This window comes from Xanthomonas sp. NCPPB 2922, assembly GCF_041520885.1.
Classification (GTDB): Bacteria; Pseudomonadota; Gammaproteobacteria; order Xanthomonadales; family Xanthomonadaceae; genus Xanthomonas; species Xanthomonas campestris.
In genome coordinates this window covers 382,598-401,787 of record NZ_JBGOFY010000002.1, presented here as the reverse complement: position 1 = coordinate 401,787, position 19,190 = coordinate 382,598, and the positions used below count along the sequence as shown (strand labels likewise).

The 19,190-nt window shown below is 66.0% G+C and carries 17 protein-coding genes and 1 pseudogene; 3 read left to right on the top strand and 15 right to left on the bottom strand.

Annotation, left to right across the window (positions count from 1 at the left end; all coding sequences use genetic code 11):
- Window positions 1-47: 47 nt before the first annotated feature.
- From ribD to ACD584_RS04305, 5 genes are all read right to left on the bottom strand, one after another.
- Window positions 48-1,142, bottom strand: coding sequence for a bifunctional diaminohydroxyphosphoribosylaminopyrimidine deaminase/5-amino-6-(5-phosphoribosylamino)uracil reductase RibD (gene ribD / locus ACD584_RS04325; RefSeq protein ID WP_076036413.1), 1,095 nt, complete (start codon window positions 1,140-1,142; stop codon window positions 48-50).
- A complete protein-coding gene (locus ACD584_RS04320) occupies window positions 1,139-1,621 on the bottom strand; it encodes a GNAT family N-acetyltransferase (protein ID WP_043921607.1) in 483 nt (160 codons plus the stop codon). Before ACD584_RS04320 ends, ribD begins: the two co-directional genes overlap by 4 nt.
- Window positions 1,618-2,142, bottom strand: coding sequence for a transcriptional regulator NrdR (nrdR, locus tag ACD584_RS04315; protein WP_005997276.1), 525 nt, complete (start codon window positions 2,140-2,142; stop codon window positions 1,618-1,620). Before nrdR ends, ACD584_RS04320 begins: the two co-directional genes overlap by 4 nt.
- A gap of 102 nt (window positions 2,143-2,244) precedes the next feature.
- Entirely contained in the window at window positions 2,245-3,498 is a 1,254-nt protein-coding gene (glyA, locus tag ACD584_RS04310; RefSeq protein WP_042597551.1) for a serine hydroxymethyltransferase, read from the bottom strand.
- A gap of 211 nt (window positions 3,499-3,709) precedes the next feature.
- Complete coding sequence (locus ACD584_RS04305; RefSeq protein ID WP_076036414.1) at window positions 3,710-4,234, bottom strand: RcnB family protein; 525 nt, start codon at window positions 4,232-4,234, stop codon at window positions 3,710-3,712.
- Between the two features lie 226 nt (window positions 4,235-4,460).
- On the opposite strand from ACD584_RS04305, the gene ettA reads away from it, so the two are divergent.
- Complete coding sequence (gene ettA / locus ACD584_RS04300; protein ID WP_011035928.1) at window positions 4,461-6,122, top strand: energy-dependent translational throttle protein EttA; 1,662 nt, start codon at window positions 4,461-4,463, stop codon at window positions 6,120-6,122.
- 117 nt (window positions 6,123-6,239) lie between these two features.
- Here ettA and def read toward each other — a convergent pair whose 3' ends face one another.
- Both def and arsC read right to left on the bottom strand, forming a co-directional pair.
- Window positions 6,240-6,755, bottom strand: a complete 516-nt coding sequence (gene def, locus ACD584_RS04295; protein WP_011035927.1) for a peptide deformylase — start codon at window positions 6,753-6,755, stop codon at window positions 6,240-6,242.
- Window positions 6,756-7,010: 255 nt separating this feature from the next.
- Window positions 7,011-7,433, bottom strand: coding sequence for an arsenate reductase (glutaredoxin) (gene arsC / locus ACD584_RS04290; protein ID WP_076036415.1), 423 nt, complete (start codon window positions 7,431-7,433; stop codon window positions 7,011-7,013).
- Between the two features lie 775 nt (window positions 7,434-8,208).
- On the opposite strand from arsC, the gene ACD584_RS04285 reads away from it, so the two are divergent.
- Both ACD584_RS04285 and ACD584_RS04280 read left to right on the top strand, forming a co-directional pair.
- A complete protein-coding gene (locus ACD584_RS04285; RefSeq protein WP_040941797.1) occupies window positions 8,209-8,625 on the top strand; it encodes a post-PEP-CTERM-1 domain-containing protein in 417 nt (138 codons plus the stop codon).
- Entirely contained in the window at window positions 8,618-10,276 is a 1,659-nt protein-coding gene (locus ACD584_RS04280) for a PA domain-containing protein (protein WP_076036416.1), read from the top strand. The genes ACD584_RS04285 and ACD584_RS04280 overlap by 8 nt, the downstream gene beginning before the upstream one ends.
- A 142-nt stretch (window positions 10,277-10,418) precedes the next feature.
- Here the strand turns inward: ACD584_RS04280 and ACD584_RS04275 are convergent, their stop codons facing one another.
- The 8 genes and pseudogenes from ACD584_RS04275 to ACD584_RS04240 form a co-directional block, all read right to left on the bottom strand.
- Window positions 10,419-10,799 (bottom strand): cellulose synthase subunit BcsC-related outer membrane protein, encoded by a 381-nt coding sequence (locus ACD584_RS04275; RefSeq protein WP_228437967.1) that lies wholly within the window; start codon window positions 10,797-10,799, stop codon window positions 10,419-10,421.
- Window positions 10,771-10,839 (bottom strand): annotated as a pseudogene (locus tag ACD584_RS04270) (hypothetical protein); the annotation flags it as partial. The pseudogene ACD584_RS04270 and the gene ACD584_RS04275, both read right to left, overlap by 29 nt.
- 373 nt (window positions 10,840-11,212) lie before the next feature.
- Window positions 11,213-12,409 (bottom strand): nicotinate phosphoribosyltransferase, encoded by a 1,197-nt coding sequence (pncB, locus tag ACD584_RS04265; protein ID WP_070691845.1) that lies wholly within the window; start codon window positions 12,407-12,409, stop codon window positions 11,213-11,215.
- Between the two features lie 571 nt (window positions 12,410-12,980).
- Window positions 12,981-13,949 (bottom strand): glycosidase-like protein, encoded by a 969-nt coding sequence (locus ACD584_RS04260; RefSeq protein ID WP_175611577.1) that lies wholly within the window; start codon window positions 13,947-13,949, stop codon window positions 12,981-12,983.
- The gene (locus tag ACD584_RS04255; RefSeq protein ID WP_175611824.1) at window positions 13,931-15,172 is read right to left on the bottom strand and encodes a hypothetical protein; all 1,242 of its coding nucleotides are present in this window, start codon (window positions 15,170-15,172) and stop codon (window positions 13,931-13,933) included. The genes ACD584_RS04260 and ACD584_RS04255 overlap by 19 nt, the downstream gene beginning before the upstream one ends.
- 49 nt (window positions 15,173-15,221) lie before the next feature.
- Window positions 15,222-17,129 carry a glycosyltransferase family 2 protein gene (locus tag ACD584_RS04250; protein WP_076036420.1) on the bottom strand — a complete coding sequence of 636 codons (1,908 nt, stop codon included), beginning with the start codon at window positions 17,127-17,129 and terminating at the stop codon, window positions 15,222-15,224.
- Window positions 17,130-17,142: 13 nt separating this feature from the next.
- Window positions 17,143-18,000, bottom strand: a complete 858-nt coding sequence (locus ACD584_RS04245) for a hypothetical protein (protein ID WP_372354715.1) — start codon at window positions 17,998-18,000, stop codon at window positions 17,143-17,145.
- A 306-nt stretch (window positions 18,001-18,306) separates the two neighbouring features.
- Window positions 18,307-19,146, bottom strand: a complete 840-nt coding sequence (locus ACD584_RS04240) for a glycosyltransferase family 2 protein (RefSeq protein ID WP_014506617.1) — start codon at window positions 19,144-19,146, stop codon at window positions 18,307-18,309.
- Window positions 19,147-19,190: the final 44 nt, after the last annotated feature.

Sequence of the window (19,190 nt, the reverse complement as noted above, 5' to 3'; positions counted from 1 at the left end):
CCGCATGCGGGGCCTTTTTATGCGGCGTCAAACGCACCGCGCAGCTCTTACGCAGTAGCAACCGGCGCATAGCGCAATCGCAGATCCTGGCCAATGTGGCGGACATCGAGCAGCTGCAATGCATGCCGCTGCGCCATGGTGTCGATGCCGAGCCCAGCCAGCAGCGGCCGCGCAGTCTCACCCAGCAGCACCGGCGCCATGTAGACCAACAGCTCATCGACCAGGCCGGCCTGCAGCAGTGCGCCGCTCAACGTGGCGCCGGCTTCCACGTGCACCTCGTTGATACCGCGCTCGGCCAGCGATGCCAGCACCGCGGCCAGATCGAAGCGACCCGCATGCAACGGCATTGCGGCAAACTCCGCTCCGTCCAACGCCGGCGCCGTGACATCGGCGCCGTGCAGATACAAGGTGGGCGCATCGCCCTGCCGAATGTTGGCGCACGCCAGCGTGCGCAAGCCGGCATCGAGCACCACCCGCAGCGGCGGTACGCACGGCGTGTCCTCGCCCAGCCGCACCGTCATCGATGGGTCATCGGCCAGCACCGTGCCGGCACCGGTCAGGATCGCGCCGGCACGTGCGCGCCAGTGCTGCACATCCGCGCGCGCATCGGCACCGGTGATCCACTTCGATTCGCCGCTGGCCATCGCGGTGCGCCCATCCAGGCTGGCACCGAGTTTGACCCGCACCCAGGGGCGGCCACGCTCCACGCGCGACAGAAAGCCCTGGTTGAGCGCGCGTGCCTGCGCTTCCATCACCCCGCTGTGCACCTGGATCCCGGCATCGCGCAGCAAGGTGAAGCCACCACCATTGACCTGCGGAAACGGGTCCGCCATCGCCGCAACCACGCGTGTGACGCCGGCCGCGATCAAGGCCAGCGCGCACGGCGGCGTGCGCCCGTAATGCGCGCAGGGCTCCAGGGTCACATACGCCGTTGCACCCCGCGCCTGTTCGCCCGCCGCACGCAGCGCGAACACTTCTGCATGCGGGCCGCCGGCACGCTGATGAAACCCCTCGCCCACGCACGCGCCATCGCGCACGATCACGCAGCCCACCATCGGATTGGGACGGGTGGTGTAGGCGCCGCGTTCGGCCAGGCGCAGTGCCTGCGCCATCCAGCGGTGGTCGTCTGCGCTCACGCTCACCGCACCACTGCCGGTTCGATCTGCATCACCACGATCTGCAGTGGCCCCAGCAACAATTCGGCATGCGCCTGCCAGCCCAGGCGCTGGTAGTACGGCACCAGTGCGGGCTGGCAATACAGATACAACGCCGCCACGCCCAGATGCGCGGCGGCCTGCACGCAATGCGTCACCAGTGCCTCACCGATGCCCTGCCCGCGCGCCTGCGGCTGCACGTACAGCGACGCCAGCCACGGCGACCATTGCCGAATGCGCGCATCGTCGTTCTCCAGCAGGCTCACCGACCCGAGCCACTGCGTGTCATCCAGCGCCACCCACGTGGTGGGAATCACCCCGTCGCGGTCGTGGCGACGCAATTCGTCCAATGCCTGATCAAAATTCCAGTCCGGCAACAACGCGCCGAAGGCCTGGAGATGTGCCTGCGCAATGACGGGCAGGAGCTCCGGCGTGTCGGCCACGCAGGCAATGCGCATCACGCTCAACGCTTGCCGGGCTTGCCGGCGCGTTCCAGGGCTGCTTCCAGCAATGGCAGCTGCTCGCTGCCGACCGGGAGTTCGCGTTCGAGCTTTTCGATCTCTTCGCGGAAATCGGCCACGTCCTGAAAACTGCGGTACACCGAGGCGAAGCGCACATAGCCGACATGGTCGAGCTTGCGCAGCTCCACCATCACGTACTCGCCCACTCGCAGCGAACCCACTTCGCGCTCGCCGGACATCCGCAGCTGGTGCACCACCGCACGCACCGCCGCCTCGATCTGTTCTTCGGACACCGGGCGCTTTTGCAGCGCGCGGTCGAAACTGGTGCGCAACTTGCGCGCATCGAATGCCTCACGCCCGCCATCGCTCTTGACCACCGTCGGCAACTTCAGCTCGATGGTTTCCAGGGTGCTGAAACGCTCGCCGCACGCCTCGCATTCGCGACGCCGACGGATCGTCGTCCCGTCTTCGGACACGCGCGAATCGATCACGCGGGTGTCATTGTGCTGGCAGAAGGGGCAATGCATCAGGGCGCCGGGATTGGGGAGTGGGGATTAGGGATTGGCAACAGCAGGAGAAGGGACGCGCTTGCCGCGCATCCCCAATCCCGAATCACCAATCCCGGCACCTCAGCCATACACCGGATATTTCTTGCACTGCGCGGTCACTGCATCGCGCACCTTGGCCAGCACGGCGTCGTCGGCCGGGGCGTCCAGCACGTCGGCGATCCAGTTGGCCAGGTCCACGCAGTCCTGTTCCTGGTACCCGCGGGTGGTGATGGCCGGGGTGCCCAGGCGCAGGCCCGAGGTGACGAACGGCGAGCGCGGGTCGTTGGGCACCGAGTTCTTGTTGACGGTGATGTGCGCTTTGCCGAGCGCGGCTTCTGCGTCCTTGCCCGAGACATCGCGGCCGATCATGTCCACCAGCATCAGGTGGTTCTCGGTGCCACCGGAGACGATCTTGTAGCCGCGCGCGATCAGCGTGTTCGCCATCGCCTGCGCGTTCTTCACCACCTGCTGCTGGTAGGTCTTGAACTCCGGCTCCAGTGCTTCCTTGAACGCAACCGCCTTGGCCGCGATCACGTGCATCAGCGGGCCACCCTGGATGCCGGGGAACACGATCGACTGCAGCTTCTTGACCAGGTCCTCGCCCGCGCCCTTGGCCAGGATGATGCCGCCGCGCGGGCCACGCAGGGTCTTGTGCGTGGTCGAGGTGACCACGTGCGCATGCTCCATCGGGCTGGGGTACACACCGGCGGCCACCAGGCCGGCCACGTGCGCCATGTCCACGAACAGATACGCACCGACGCTGTCGGCAATGGCGCGGAAGCGCGCCCAGTCGATCTTCTGCGAATACGCCGAGAAGCCGGCAATGACCATCTTCGGCTTGTGCTCGGTGGCCAGGCGCTGCACCTCGTCGTAATCGATCAGGCCCTGCTCGTTCACGCCGTACTGCACGGCGTTGAACAGCTTGCCCGAGGCATTGACCTTGGCGCCGTGGGTGAGGTGGCCGCCATGGGCCAGGCTCATGCCCAGGATGGTGTCGCCCGGCTGCAGCAGCGCGAGGTACACCGCCTGGTTGGCCTGCGAGCCACTGTGCGGCTGCACATTGGCGTAGTCCGCACCAAACACCTGCTTGATGCGGTCGATGGCCAATTGCTCGGCAATGTCGACGAACTCGCAACCGCCGTAGTAGCGCTTGCCCGGGTAGCCTTCGGCGTACTTATTGGTCAGCTGGCTGCCCTGGGCTTCCATCACCAGAGGGCTGCAGTAGTTCTCGCTGGCGATCAGCTCGACGTGATCCTCCTGGCGGCCGGCTTCAGCGGCAATGGCCTTGGCCAGTTCGGGGTCGTAGGTTTCCAGTCGGACGTCGCGCGAGAACATGCAGAAGCTCCGGGGGCAGCTGTGGCCAGTAAGACCGCCGATTGTAAGCCTCCGGGGAACGGGTGACCAATCGACCAGGCTGGCCTTGCGACGCAGCACACCGGGGCCCGGGAACAGGACCCACAAACGCCATGGGCGCACCGAAGTGCGCCCATGTGAAATACCGGTTGGCCTGACCGGGCTGCCCGGTCAGGCGCTGCGAGCTAGGGGCTCAGTTGTTGAGCACCAGATCGGCGATCACACCGGTTGCGATCGCCACCAGCAGGAAGTTGCCGGTGTTGTCGCGCTGCCAGCGGTAACCATACGGCGGACGACGCAGGTGGTGACGGTCGTAATCGTTGATCACATACACCGGGCCATTGTAGTAGCCGCCACGCACATAGCGCGGGCCGCCGTAATAGGCCGGACGGACGGGCTGGTAGGTGTAGACGCGGCGATCGTTGTAGCGGTCGCGGTAGCGCGCGTCCTGGTAACCCTCGCGGTAGCCGTTGCTGTAGACGCGGCGGTCCTGGCGCCACTCGCGGCGGTCATCGCGGCGACGGTGGTCGTCCCAGCGCTGCTGGGCCTGCCAGTTGCGGTTGTCGTGACGGTCGTAGTCGCGCCGATGGTCGCGGTCGCGGTCATGCCCACGGCGGTCGTGGTCGCGGTCCCAGTCCCCGGCAAATGCGGCCGGTGCAGCGAAGCCCAGCGCCAAGATGGAGGAAAGCACAACGGTGACGATGCGTTCGCGGTTCATGGGATTGCTCCTGTGTGCGATGTCGCAATTGCATTAAGAGGCTGCCCGGCTTAACGCTTTCTTGCTGGAATCGGTTACGAAAACGCCCATTCAGGTGGAAAGTAAGCTGCCGTTTAGCCGCACCTGCGGTCCGGCGGGGGTGAACACTTGCCGGTATAATCGGCGCAATCCCTTTTCCGCTGCCTCCGGCCTCGGCCGGCGGGCTGCCTGCGTCCACGGAGTCCCCATGTCGCAATACATTTACACCATGAACCGCGTCAGCAAGGTGGTCCCGCCCAAGCGGCAGATCATCAAGGACATCTCGCTGAGCTTCTTCCCCGGCGCCAAGATCGGCCTGCTCGGCCTGAACGGCGCCGGCAAATCCACGGTGCTGAAGATCATGGCCGGCGTGGATACCGACTTCGAGGGCGAGGCCCGCCCGCAGGCCGGCATCAAGGTCGGCTACCTGGCCCAGGAGCCGCAGCTCAACCCGGAGCACACGGTGCGCGAGGCGGTGGAAGAAGGCGTGGGCGACGTGTTGCAGGCCCAGGCCGCGCTGGATGCGGTCTATCTGGCGTACGCCGAAGAAGGCGCCGATTTCGATGCGCTGGCCAAGGAACAGGAGCGCCTGGAGGCGATCCTGGCCGCCGGCGATGCACACACCCTGGAAAACCAGCTGGACGTGGCCGCCGATGCGCTGCGCCTGCCGCCGTGGGACGCCATCGTCGGCAAGTTGTCCGGTGGTGAAAAGCGCCGCGTGGCGCTGTGCCGCCTATTGCTGCAGAAGCCGGACATGCTGCTGCTCGACGAACCGACCAACCACTTGGACGCCGAGTCGGTGGAGTGGCTGGAGCAGTTCCTGGCGCGCTACACCGGCACCGTGGTGGCGGTCACGCATGATCGCTACTTCCTCGACAACGCTGCCGAGTGGATCCTGGAACTGGACCGCGGCCGCGGCATTCCGTGGAAGGGCAACTACACCGAGTGGCTGACCCAGAAGGACGAGCGCCTCAAGCAGGAAGACAATCAGGAAAAGTCACGCCAGAAGGCGATCCAGAAGGAACTGGAATGGTCGCGGCAGAACGCCAAGGGTGGCCGCACCAAGGGCAAGGCGCGTCTGGCCCGCCTGGAAGAGCTGCAGTCGGTGGATTACCAGCGCCGCAACGAGACCAATGAAATCTTCATCCCGCCGGGCGAGCGCCTGGGCAACTCGGTGATGGAGTTCAAGAACGTCTCCAAGAAGTTCGGCGACCGCCTGCTGATCGACAACCTGTCGATGATCGTGCCGCCGGGCGCCATCGTGGGCATCATTGGCCCCAACGGTGCCGGTAAGTCGACCCTGTTCAAGATGATCACCGGTGCGGAAAAGCCGGACTCGGGCGAGATCGTGATGGGCCCGACCGTGCAGCTCTCGTACGTGGACCAGAGCCGCGACAAGCTCGAGGGCAACCACAACGTGTTCCAGGAAATTGCTGGCGGCCTGGACATCCTCAACATCAATGGCGTGGAGATCCAGTCGCGCGCCTACATCGGCCGCTTCAACTTCAAGGGGCAGGACCAGCAGAAGATGGTCGGCTCGCTGTCCGGTGGTGAGCGTGGTCGCCTGCACATGGCCAAGACGCTGCTGCAGGGTGGCAACGTGCTGCTGCTCGACGAACCGTCCAACGACCTGGACATCGAAACCTTGCGTGCGCTGGAAGATGCGTTGCTGGAGTTCCCGGGCAACACCTTCGTGATCTCGCATGACCGTTGGTTCCTCGACCGTATCGCCACGCACATCCTGTCGTTCGAAGGCGAGTCGCACGTGGAGTTCTTCCAGGGCAACTACCGCGAGTACGAAGAAGACAAGCGTCGCCGCATGGGCGATGACGCCGGTCCCAAGCGCCTGCGCTTCAAGGCATTGAAGTAAGCCATCCACGGCGCCCGGATGAGGGCGCTGTCATGAGGCTGGATGGAAAAGGGCGCCTTGAGGGCGCCCTTTTTCTTGTGCGCGTTGCGCCGCTACGCGCGCGCTGCGGGTGTCGCGCTACAGGTCGTAGGACAGCACGTCTTCGAAGCCGAAGGTGTCGAAGTTTTCGATGCGCGAGGGATACAGGCGGCCAACCAGATGGTCGTATTCGTGCTGCACCACGCGTGCATGGAAGCCTTCGGCCTCACGCTCGATGGGCGTGCCGTCCGGGGCAAAACCGGAATAGCGGATGACGCGGTGGCGGGGAATGACCGCGCGCAGGCCGGGGATCGACAGGCACCCTTCCCAGCCGTTTTCCATCTCATCGGACAGCGGTTCGATCTGCACGTTGGCCAAGGCGGTGCGTGGCACTGCCGGTGCTTCGGGATAGCGCTCGCTGGCCTCGAAACCGAACACCATCAATTGCAGGTCCACCGCGATCTGCGGTGCGGCCAGCCCGACGCCGCGCGCGGCGTCCATGGTTTCAAACATATCGGCCACCAACGCGTGCAGCTCGTCACTGCCCAGGTTGGTGACCGGCGGCGCCACGCGCAGCAGGCGCTTGTCGCCCATGCGGATAATTTCGCGAATCATGCGGGTGCTCCAATCAACGATGCACCGATGGTAGAGCGTGGCGCGTGGTGTGAGGTGAGCAAACCTAGCCCGACAAACCCACGCCAGCCAGCACCGGTGCGCAGTGGCTGCGCCACTGCAGAACCGGAACGGCTCCCGGAGGCGCAAACCCTGCGCTGGCGGGCGCGTGGCGGCGGCATTGCGCGCGCGGCCACGACCGCGGCGGTGTCATCGGCAGGCGGTGCTGCTGGGTCCTAGCACGTTGCCCGCATGACCTCACTGACTAACGCGGCGCCCGGCCTTATCGAGCACACGTTCGCCGTCTTCCTTGATGAAGCCGCTGGTCGCCGCCGGCAGCAGCTCCAGCACCCGCTCGGACGGCCGGCACAGGCGCACTCCGCGATCGGTGCGCACGAACGGGCGGCTGATCAGGATCGGATGCGCCAGCATCGCGCTCAGCAAGGCAGCATCGTCCAGCGCGGGGTCATCCAGCCCGAGTTCCAGATAGGGCGTGCCCTTCTGGCGAAGCGCATCGCGCACCGACAGGCCGGCCTCGGCAATCAGTGCCTGCAAGGTCGCGCGCGTTGGCGGGTCGCGCAGGTACTCGATGATCTGCGGTTCGATGCCGACATGGCGGATCAAGGCCAGCGTGTTGCGCGAGGTGCCGCAGGCAGGGTTGTGATAGATGACGGCGTGCATGGGCAACCTGAGGGCGTCACGCCGATGGCGTGGATGACGGGAGGCCAATGGTAGTGGCGTGCACACTGCAGCACGAGCGGTCTCAGCGCCTGCCATCGAAACGCGAAACGCAAACCGTCTGCCGCGCCTGACCAAGCGACTAACGTTGTGCTGCAGGCGCGGCGATGTAGCCCCTGCGGTGTACGCCACGTAGTACCTGCACTCGCTGCACGTCCGCCTGCGAGCTGCGCGGTGAACACAACTCCTTACGAAGCCATTCCGCTCTGCAATCTGGTAGCGATGGCAGCAGGGCGCGTTCGCGCCGACCAACCTGCAGCGCATCCGATGGCGTGTGCGATGTCGCCGCGTCTGTCTGCGAATGCCACGGCCAACTCCCGGCAACAGCTGCGACGCGGCATCGCCGTCTGCCGTACGCCCTTCAGGTCAGGCCCGTCGAAAACGCGGAAGCCAACACCTGTGTGGGCATGACAACGCTAAGCACCCGCACCTCGTGCGCCAGCTAGCCCTCTCCACCTGCCGTACGCAATCCGATCGCATCCCTCGGAACTCGGAACAGGCAGAGCACTCAGGACGAATTGGCATTTCGCGCAACAGCGCAAGCGCAGACATGACTATTTCAGGCAATGACTTCGCATTCAGGGGTCCATGTGTCAAAAAGTTGACACACATCACGGATTCATGATTCAGTCATGAACAGACTGGAAATGAAGGATTTCCCCGAGCGCCGGTGTCAGTGCGGCGTATTTCCCCTGTTGGACCCAAGGAAACCCCAACGATGATGAGCTTTCGCAAGCCCGGATGGATGCTGTCCGGTGTGTTGTGTCTTGCCTGCCTGCCGGCACTTGCCGCAGCCCAGGATGCAGGAACCAGCAGCTCCAAGGTCGGTATCGACCCGGTCACCGGCAAGTTGCGTGCGCTGACCGCCGAAGAAAGCGCCGCGCTGGACCGGCAGGCCGCCGCAGCCCCGGCTGCGCGCAGCGCCCAACGCAGTGCAGTCCCTCAGACCGAGACGGCCGCCCTGGCCACCGAGCGCCGCCTGCCCAACGGCACCGTCGCGCGCAAATTGCCGGCCACCCAGATGAGCTCCCTGGTTGCGACCCGGCAGGCCGATGGCCGCCTGGTGATCGAGCACAGCGAGGATGCCACCACCCAACCTGCCCACGCCGAGCACGGAGCGCTGCCGCATGAATAAGCCCCTGTTGCTGTTGTCCCTGGGCATCGCCGCCGCGCTGTCGCCGCTGCACGCCTCGGCCGCCAACGTCACCCTGATCAATGGCGATGCCGGCACCAATGTCGGCTTGAACGACCCCACCGCTGCCGCGCCGCTGGGTGGCAACCCGGGCCGGTCGGTGGGTGAGCAGCGGCGCATCGCCTACCAGTACGCCATGGACATGTGGGGCGCAGTGCTGCGGAGCAGTGTCGAGATCAAGGTGTATGCCTCGTTCGCGCGGCTGACCTGTACCGCCACCGGCGGCACCCTGGGCCAGGCCGGCCCGAACTGGATCGTCAACAACTTCCCCGGCGCCAAGGCCAATACCTTGTACCCATCCGCGCTGGGCGATGCGATCGCCGGGCAGGATCTGGTGCCCGACCCGGCCGATCCGGCCGACGTGTTTTCACAATTCAACGGCGACCTGGGCAAGGACGACTGCCTGGCCGGGTCGGGCTGGTACCTGGGCCTGGACGGCAAGACGCCGGAAGGCCAGATCAACTTCCTCAACGTGGTGATGCACGAGATCGGCCATGGGCTGGGCGCGGCGGGCTTCCTCAACAAGACCACCGGTGTGCTCGGCTCGGGCTCCGGCCTGACCGACGTCTATACCGCGCAGGCCTTCGACAACGTGCAGAACAAGCGTTTCGACGACCCCACCATGACCAATGCGCTGCGTGCCGAAGCCATGCGCACGCCCGGGCGGACGGTGTGGGCCGGTACGCGCGTCAACCGCGAGGCGGCGTTGATCCTGGATCCGCGCACGCTGCTGCAGGTGAGCGCGCCAGCCGGTGCGGCCGGCAAGTTCGAAGTGGGCTTTGCCAGCTTCGGGCCGCTGGCCACCGCCGGCAATTTCCCGGCGCGTTCGGTGGTGACGGTGGATGACGGCGTGGCCGCTGCCTCGGCCAGCGACGGTTGCGAAACCCCGTTCGTCAATGCAGCGGCCGTGGCCGGCAAGGTGGCCTTGATCGACCGCGGCACCTGCGCCTTCGCCATCAAGGTCAAGAACGCCCAGCTCAATGGCGCGGTGGGCGTGATCGTGGCCAACAACGCGGCCGGCGTGCAGACGATGGGCAATGCCGCACCGCCGATCACCGACATCACCATCCCGGCGATCATGGTCTCGCAAGCCGATGGCGCGCGCCTGAAGGGCAGCGCTGCGGTGGTGGCAGGGCTGTACGAGGACCCGGAACTGTTGCAGGGCACCGACAGCCAGGGCCGCACGCGCTTGTACGCCCCCAGCGTGGTGGCCGGCGGCTCGACCTTCTCGCACTTCGATACCGACCTGCAGCCGAATGCGCTGATGGAACCGTTCGATACGCCGGAAGTGCAGGCGCAGCTCAACATCGACCTGACCCCTGCGATGTTTGCCGATATCGGTTGGACGGTGAACCGCGGCCTGACCAAGCTGGGCAGCTGCAGCACGCTGGTGCCGACGGTGGAAACCGGCGGGTTGATTCCCGGCGCCAACATCCAGGCCGAGAGCAGCCTGTGCAAGACGCAGAACGCAGGCAACCGCCTGGGTTACCTGACCTGCATGGACGAGCACGTGCGTGGGCTGCAGGACCAGGGCGCGATCAGCCGCCTGCAACAGGCGTCGGTGTTCGTGTGTGCCACCAAGGTGCGCCCGTAACCCGGACGCCCTGCGGTCAGTCACGGTGTGACCGGAACGGCGCCGCAAGGCGCCGTTCTTCGTTACCGCTGCAGACCAGGCGTGCAACGTGCCCGGCGCGCGCACGCATCACCGCACACCTTGCGCACTGCACTGCGTTGGCTCAGTGATCCGCCGCGTACGGCGAAGTCAGCACCTGCGGCGCGCGGCCTAGCGCGGAACCCAGCCGGTCCAGCACGAAACGCAGATAGAGATTGCTGCTGAACTGGTTGTAGTCGCGCGCGTTGTTGAAGGTCATGCGCCCGCCCAGGAACAACTGCGGTGCCACCTGCCATTCGGCCGCGCCGCTGAGGTTGTAGGACACGCCGGTGCGGCTTTCGCCCGCGTACACCGGGTCGGTATAGCGGTTGACCAGGCCCAGCAACGCCGCGACCGAGGCGGCATCGTAGGCGGCCTGCTGCAAGGTGGGATCGGTCGGGAAATACGGCGTGGCTTCGGTGGTGAAGTGCTGCACACCGATGCTGGCATCTACCTTCCAGTTCACCGTCTGCCCGGCGCTGCGGCCGCTCCAGTGCAGCGGGAATCCCAGGTCCATAGTCCTGCGGGCTGAAGTAGCCACCGTGGCCGTAGGTGAAACCGCTGGGCGTCCTGCAGGCGGTCTTCGGTACTCGGGGTGGCGCCGGTGACCAGGCGCTGGGCCAGGGTCAATGCGCGCGGGGTGTTGCCGGCGTCGGCGTGCGCACCGGCCAGCGCTGCCAGCAGTTGCGGGTCGTCGAGCTGATTGCCGAGTGCGGCTTCAGTGCGCGCCAGCAGTTGTTGCGCTTCGCCCGCCCGCCCCTGCTCGACCAGCAAGCGCGCCTGGCGCGCCTGCAGTTCGATCCAGGCGGTGTTGCGCAGCTGGGTCATCTCCTGACAGCAGTGCCCGAGCTCCCGACACCGCCTGCCGCTACACGTCAGTCACTGACGCGCTGGGTCACCCGCTTCCGGCATCGGCGGCAGGCCGAACACATCGCGCAGGTAGCGCAGGTAGCCCAGGTCTTCGCACATGCTCTTGCCCGGCGAATCGCTGAGCTTGGCCACCGGCTGCCCATTGCAGCGGACCATCTTGATGACGATCTGCAAGGGCGTCGGGCCCAGGTCGTTGGTCAGGCTGGTGCCCACGCCGAACGCCAGCCGGCAGCGCGGGCTGAAGTGTTCGTACAGCCGCATCACCTTGTCGATGTTCAGCCCGTCGCTGAAGACCAGCACCTTGGTGCGCGGATCCACGCGGTGCGCTTCCAGATGCGCGATCACCCGCTCGCCCCAGTCGAACGGGTCGCCGGAATCGTGGCGCATGCCGTCGAACAGCTTGCAGAAATACAGGTCGAAGTCGCGCAGGAACGCGTCCAGGCCCACCACATCCGACAGCGCAATGCCGAGGTCGCCGCGGTATTCGCGCGCCCACGAGTCCAACGCCGCGACCTGCGAATCCCGCAGCCGCGGGCCCAGCGCCTGGAATGCCTGCAGGTATTCGTGCGCCATGGTGCCCAGTGGGGTCAGCCCGTATTGCTTGGCGAAAAACACATTACTGGTACCGACGAATTGTTCGCCCAAACCATCGCGCAGCAGCGGCAGCAGTTCGCCATGCCATTGCCGCGAATAGCGGCGGCGCGTGCCGTAATCGGCGATCTTGCAACCGGCCGGCATGCTGCGCAGGCTGCGTACCTTCTCGCGCAGGCGGCTGCGGCCTTCCTCGAAATCCGGCTCGGAGGTGTTGCGGAACCACACCTCGTTGATGATCGCCAGCAGCGGCACTTCGAACAGGATGGTGTGCAACCAGGGCCCGCGAATGGTCAGCTCGATCTCGCCCGGGTGGGCGGCCGAGGCGGCCAGGGTCAGGTATTTGCGGTCCAGGTGGAACAACGCGAGAAAGTCGGCGAAGTCCGGCTTGATGAAGCGCAGGCTGCGCAGGTAGTCCACCTCGTCCTCGCGCAGGCGCAGCCGGCACAGCGCGTCGATCTCACGCGAGATCTCGTCGATGAACTGCGCCAGATCCACGCCGGGTGTGCGGCACTTGAAGCGGTAGTCCACCTGCGCGGCCGGGTGCTGATGCAGCACCGCCTGCATCATGGTGAACTTGTACAGATCGGTGTCGAGCAGCGAATGAATGATCATGCTGCCGGATTATGCCCGCAGCGGCGGGGCGGGTGCGTGTCGTGGCATTGAGACACCGGTGAGCGCAGGCAGTGTTCCCCGCTGCAGACAAACGCAACAGCGGGCGTACACGGCGCTGCATCCGTCAGGCCGTTCAAGCGGGCTCAGTGCGTACAGGACGCGGATTTGCGATCACGCCGAGGGCTGCGGGCGACGCGTTGTGAGCAGCCGCGAGGTTGGAACGCACTATCCATTTGCTCCGCAGCGGTCACGCCTGTCTGGCGCGTGTCGTTCGAGGACGCGTGACGCAGCACCGACTCAGCTAGCGGGATCGTATCGACGGAAATCCGCGCGCATCTCGATTGCATGTGCGCCGAACTTGCAGCGCACAGTCATCGACTGAACGCAGCGCACCGCGCGCATTCCGACGCAGCATATTCACGTCCACTTGGAGCAGCTAACAACGCGTAGCAAGCAATCGCCCGGTGCTGCGGACCACGCGGAGGAACCGGAGAGTACGGTGGCAGATGCCGATTCCCAGCACCGGCCGCTTTCACTTGGCGCGGCTGCGCCGTCGTTCTGATAACGGCGCTTACTCCGCCAGCACTCGTTGCGCCGGCTTGCCCTGCACGGTGAAGTCGCTATCCCCGGGACCGCCGGCCTTGGGGTCGGTGTACCAGCACCACAGCGCGATGCCTTCCACGCCATGCGCCTGCAACACCGCGCGCCACTGTTGCAGCACCTGCAGTTGCAGTTTTGTATCGACCGCCGCGGTGCGCTGTTCCGGGCTCTCCCATGGCGCCGCCAGGCTGCCGCGTGCCGAACGCAGCCCCAGCTCGGCCACCCACACCGGCTTACCGACGCGCTTGCCCAGGTCCTGCAGGCGCTGCGCGGCCACCTCCATCTCCGGGCGCCGTTTGGCCGCCGCTTCAGACAGACGCGGATACAGACTGGTGCCGACCGCATCGAACAGCGACCAGTAACGGAACGTCTCCGCATGCTCCATGCCGTCGGCAACGTACAGCAGCTTGCCGCCGTAGACCGCGCGCACGGCCGCCACCAGGGCCGGCCATTGCGGTGCGTCCTGCAATTGGCGCAGCTCGGTGCCAATCACCAACGCCTCGGCGTGCTCGTCTTCAGCAAGCTGCGCCAGCGGCAGCAGCGCGCGCTGGTAGGCGGCAAACCATGCTGCCTGATCGGCCGGCGCAGCATCGCCGGCCCAATGCCCCGGAATCCACAGATGCACCTTGAGCGTGGGCTGCAGCCCGGCCGCGTGGCTTTGCCGCAACGCTGCGCGCATCGCGGCCAGGCTGCTGTCGCTGCCCAGCACCGGGTCGTTGGACTGCGGCGTTGCCTGCCACACGAAGGCGATCAACAAGGCCTTGCTCGCACCGGTGTCAGCCAGCGCATTCAACGATTGCGCTGCCGCGTCGCTTTCCCACGGCGCGTTGGCCGACACCTTGACGTTGGCGCCCATCCAGGTCGACGGCGCCGCGTTGCAGCCGGATGCAAGCATGCAGATCGCCAGCATCAGCCAGACGTTTAGAACGTGCTTGAGCATGCGGCAGACCCCTGATTCGACGACAGCGCCGACGGTTGCGTGCATGCAGTTGCGCCGGAGGGTGCGGTGCGCCCGCCAGCCGCCGCAACGGGCTTGGCGACCGCGGGCAATGCATCAGCGCCGGCCGGCGGCGCAATGCGCGCTGCCACAGCAGACTGCCCGTCCGTCATCGGCAGCGGCGCCATCGCGGTCACCACGATCGGCTCGCCGTGCGCCTGTGCCTGTTCAGCCGATGGCGCCTGCATCCAGCGGCCCCAGCCCTGCGGCTGCACCCAGGCCGCACCCAGCACGCCCAACAGCAGCAGGCCGGCGGCTTGGCCACGTTGATCGGCACGCAGCGCGCGCAGCAACAATGCGGCCGGCACCCACAGCAGCAGCAAGGCATCGAAGCCGGCCCAGCCGAACGCGAACGACAGCGCCGCCGCGCAGACCACCGTGCCCGCACTGGCGAGCACGCCGCGCGCCAACACGCCGCTGCGGCTGCGCATCACCAACGCCAGCAATGGGAAACACGCCACCGCCGCCACACCCCAACGCAGCGCCGGCAGCCAACCGTCGGCATGCGCCTGCAGCGGCAACGGCAGCGGGTGCGCACCGGCGGCGATGCTGGACAACGTCGGCCACGGCGCATTGAACATGGTCAGATTGATGTAGGCCCACATGCCGACCAGGAACACGAACGGCAGATAGCACACCAGATAGAACGATCCCGGCGCCTTGCGCAGCATCTGCGGCGGCATCACCAGCAACAGCCAGGGCGCGACCATCGTCGACAGCGCCAGGGTCTGCAGATCCAGGCACAACAGGATGCACAGCCAGCCGGCAATGCGCAGGTAAGTGAAGGCCTCCACCGGCGCCTGCAGGCGCCGCAGCGTGCGGCACAACCCGTAGAACGCAAGCAGGCCAACCGCCTGGCTGCCACCGGCGGCAATCGGCAGCAGGAACAGCGGGTTGCAGCCCACCAGCAAGGTCAACCCGGTGGCCCAGCCGCGCCCGAACACGCCGGCCAGATCGCGCCACAGCAACGACAGGAACAGCGCATTGGCGGCCACTGCCACGAACGGCCACACCTGGAACGGCAGGTTCCAGCGGTGCGCAGCGACATCGATCAGCCAGGTCAGCAAGCCGGTCGCCGGCAACCCCACCGTGGGCGCCACCGCCGGTGCCGCGCTGCCCAGCGACTGCACCAGCAACGGCTGGCTCAGCAGCGACAACGCCACCACCGCCACCAGGAACGCCGGCAGCCCGCTGTCGCGGCGCACGGCGCCCGGCTCACTCTTCGAGTGCGGCGCGGCGCTCTTGTTCGGAATGCTTGCTGATGCCATGCGTGGTCTTCTCCCAGTAGAACGGATTGCGGATCAACTGCCACAGACCCTTGTAGGCCGCGATCGACTGCAGCAACCAATAGAACGGCACCGTCAGCGCATACGGCGCGAGCTTGAAGTAGTCGCGCTTGAACGCGGCCACAAGCGTGACGTAGATAAAGAACGCGTTGGCCAACAGCAGATTGACCAGCGAGATCGTGGCCAGCCATGGTGGAAAGGTCGCATCAAATATGCGTGCACCGCTCAGCATGCTGATCAGGCACAGCGTCCACATCACCGGCACGCCCAGTGCGATGAAAAAATTACCGCCAATGAAGAACTGAAAGCCCCAAAACCCCTTGAGCCCGGTGCTGCGGTACAGATGCACCGGGTCGCGCATGTGCACCAGCCAGGTCTGCATGTAGCCCTTGAGCCAGCGCGAACGCTGCCGGATCCAGTTGGGAATGCTGACGTTGGCTTCTTCGAACGTGGTGGAGTTCACCACGTTGACACGGTAGCCGTTCTGGATCAGCCGCACGCCCAGGTCGGCGTCTTCGGTGACGTTGTACGGGTCCCATGCGCGCACCTGGCGCAACACGTCCAGCCGGAAGTGATTGGAGGTGCCGCCCAGCGGAATCGGAATGCGCAGGTATTCCAGCGCCGGCAGGTAGAAGTCGAACCAGAGCGTGTACTCCAGCGTGAACATCCGCGTCAGCCAGTTTTCGTCGGCGTTGTAGTAGTTCAAGCGCGCCTGGATGCACACCACGTCTTTTTCCGCCTTGCGGAACGCAGCCACCACGCGCTTGAGCTGATCCGGCTCGGGCTTGTCTTCGGCGTCGTAGATGGTGAGCAGTTCGCCGCGCGCAAAATGCAGCGCGTAGTTGCAGGCCTTGGGCTTGGTCTTGGGCTGCGACGGCGGCACCCGGATGATTTCGAAGAACGCTTCCAGGCCGAGCTTCTTGGCCGCTTCGATGGTGTCGAAATCGTCCGCTTCCAGCACCAGTTTCACGTCGAGCTTGCTGATCGGGTAATCCAGCTTGCGCAGCGCATTGGCCAGGATCGGCAGGACTTCCGGCTCCTTGTACATCGGCACCAGCACGGTATAGACCGGCAGGTCGTCATCGCGCAGCGCGGCCACTTCGTCTTCGGTGACCTTGATGTCGATGCGGTGGCGCGAGCCGAACCACACCAGCAGCAACTTCAGGCCGAAGGTCGCCAGAAAGCCCAGCGCCACCAGCACATTGATGGTGATCAGCGTGATGATGGGGAATGCGGCGATCGCCGCTACCAGCACCGCGGCAATCGCCCACAAGGTGAACTTCTGCCCGCGGGTGACCACCTGGCGTGCGGAATAGGTAGGCGCGTGTGCGGCCAGCAGGTTCAGCGCATTGTCGGTGAGCTGCTCGTCGGCGTAGCGCTGCAGGCTCCAGATGATGTCGAACTTGGCAGTGCCGACGAAGCGCACTTGCGCACCGTAGTGCTCGCGCGCCCAGGCGAACAGCGCCGGGTCCGGGTCGGCCACGGCCAGCACCAGCACACCGTCCTCGCGCCGCCACGGCAGGATCAGCCGCTGCGCATACACATCCAGGTCGGTGGCGGTGAGCAGCTCGGGGTCCGGCGGCTGTTGCACCAGGTCGACGAACTGCAGCCCGAAGTGCGCGGCCACGATGGCGTAGAACCGCTGCGCCGGCACGCCGCGCTGGGCCAGGATCACATCGCCCAGGCGCGAATTCCAGCGTTGCTGCAAGGCAAGCGCGGCGCGCAGTTGCTCGTCGGTGATGACGCCGGCAGACACCAGCGAACGCCCCAACAAGCCGCGTTCGCGGCCGATATCCGGCGCCTGTCCCAGCGCGTCCATTTCGCAGGTGACCGTCATTGTCGGCCCTGCCCTAGAACCGCCACCAGGCGGCCACGAATGGCCCGCCGGCAGCACCGGTATTGCGGCCCATCACTGGCTGCTGGTAGCCCACCTGCCACTGGCTACCGCCGGGGGCGGTATACAGCGTGGACAGCTGCAGCTTGGTGAGGTCGTAGTTGGTGCCGGTGGCAACGAAACTGACGCCACCAGCAGAGCCGGGCACGTCGAAGTTGTTACGCCCGTTGCCCAAGCCCTGGATCACGTTGAGTTCGCCAAGCACTAGCCAGCTGGGGGTCAGACTCAGGCCAGTGGAGGCATCCACCCGCAGTTCGTCGGAGGCGGCACTGCCGCGCAGACGCACCGCACCGCCGAGATCGACATAGCCATTGCGCCCACCCAGCGTGTATCCACGCCCGCGGCTGTAGCGCAACTCCAGACCATAGTCACCCAATCCCAAGGCCGGGTCGGAATTCGCACCAGGGGTGTTCGGGTGGTAGGTCTTGCTGCGGCCATAGGCCGGGATGCTCACCAGTGCCTGCACCGAACTGCGCCAGACATCGTCCTGCGCACTCGGCAGCGCGTAGCGCAGGCCGATTTCCTGATCGGCAAAGCCGGTGGTGCTGGCGCGGGTGCGGCCGTCTCCGCCGTGATTGCTGAAACCCACGTCGGTGAAATAGAAGTTGCCGATGACGCTCAGTTGGTCAGTCAGGCCGTGCTCGACGTAGACATTGAGCTGGTCCTGGCGGCTACGCCCGTTGCCATCGAACTGCTGTCCATCACCGAAGGTGGTGCGGTGATGGCTGTCATCGAACCAACCGCGTCCATCGCTATGCAGCGCCTTGACGATCACCAGAGTGTCGCCTTGCGGCTGGGTCCAGGCACCGGCCATGGCAGTGTCGGGCAGCGCGGCGATCAGGCAACCCACCGCAAGCAACGACACGACCGCCCGCTGGAGGGGACGCCGTTGGGGCTGGCTGCACGCTGGCGCCCGCTCAACCGAGCCGGACAGTGAAGGGATGGCACACGACTGACGTACCCGCGAGCGCGGGTCGTTCTGTAGGGACATTGCAGATTTCCTGGTGGGGGACCCGGAAGGGACAGGAAGCAATCGACTTTGATCACATTTCTAAGAGAAACGTATCACAGTTCCAGACACTATCGCATCACGGATTTATCACAAATTTAACGCGACGAACTAGCGTTGGCGTAGCAGCCGGGGTACCTGCGCCGCCGCATGGGTCCAGATCGCCGCCCAGACCCCGAGCCGCACCAGCAGCCCGCGTTGCGCGGACTCGAACTTGCAAAAATACCGCCACAGACCGCGGTGCTTGTGCCATTCCACAAAAAACGGGCGCGAACGGCTGGAGACCCCACGCACGTGCACCACCTGCAGGTCATTGGCCACCGCCACCAGTGCGCCAGCCTGGCGCGCACGCCGGCACAGGTCCAGGTCCTCGGCATGCAGGCGGTAGCCGCCGTCCCAGCCGTCCAGGCGGTCGAACAGGCTGCGCTGCATCAGCATCAGGGCACCGGAGATGGCGTCCACCGGTTGCAGCGCCAGCGCCGGGTCCGCAGGCACGGCCAGCTGGGCGGCGGCGCGCGGCGCACGCAGCATGGCGGCAAAGTCCGGGTCACGCCGGCGTACCGCAGCGTCGGGCTGGCCGTGTTCGTCCACCTGCTCCACTCCCAGCAACACCGCGGCATGGCCGCAGGCGCGCTCGCACAGCCGGCGCAGCGTGTCGTGTTCGACCATCAGGTCGGGATTGATGAAGACCAGCCACGGCGCCTGCGAGTCGCGTGCGCCCTGGTTGCAGGCGGTGGCGAAGCCGGGGTTGTCCGGGTTGGCGATGAACTGCACGCGCGGATCGGCCAGGGCATGCCGCTGCACCACATCCAGGGTGTCGTCGCTGGAGGCGTTGTCGACCACGCGGATCTCGCTGACGCCCTCGGCCGCGCGCAGCCGCGCCAGGCACGCGTCGATCGTGCTGCTGCTCTGGTAGGTGACAACGACGGCGGCGATCGAGAGGGAAGTCATCTGGCGATTATCCCGTGCCGCGCGCCCGCAGCGCCATCGCCGCA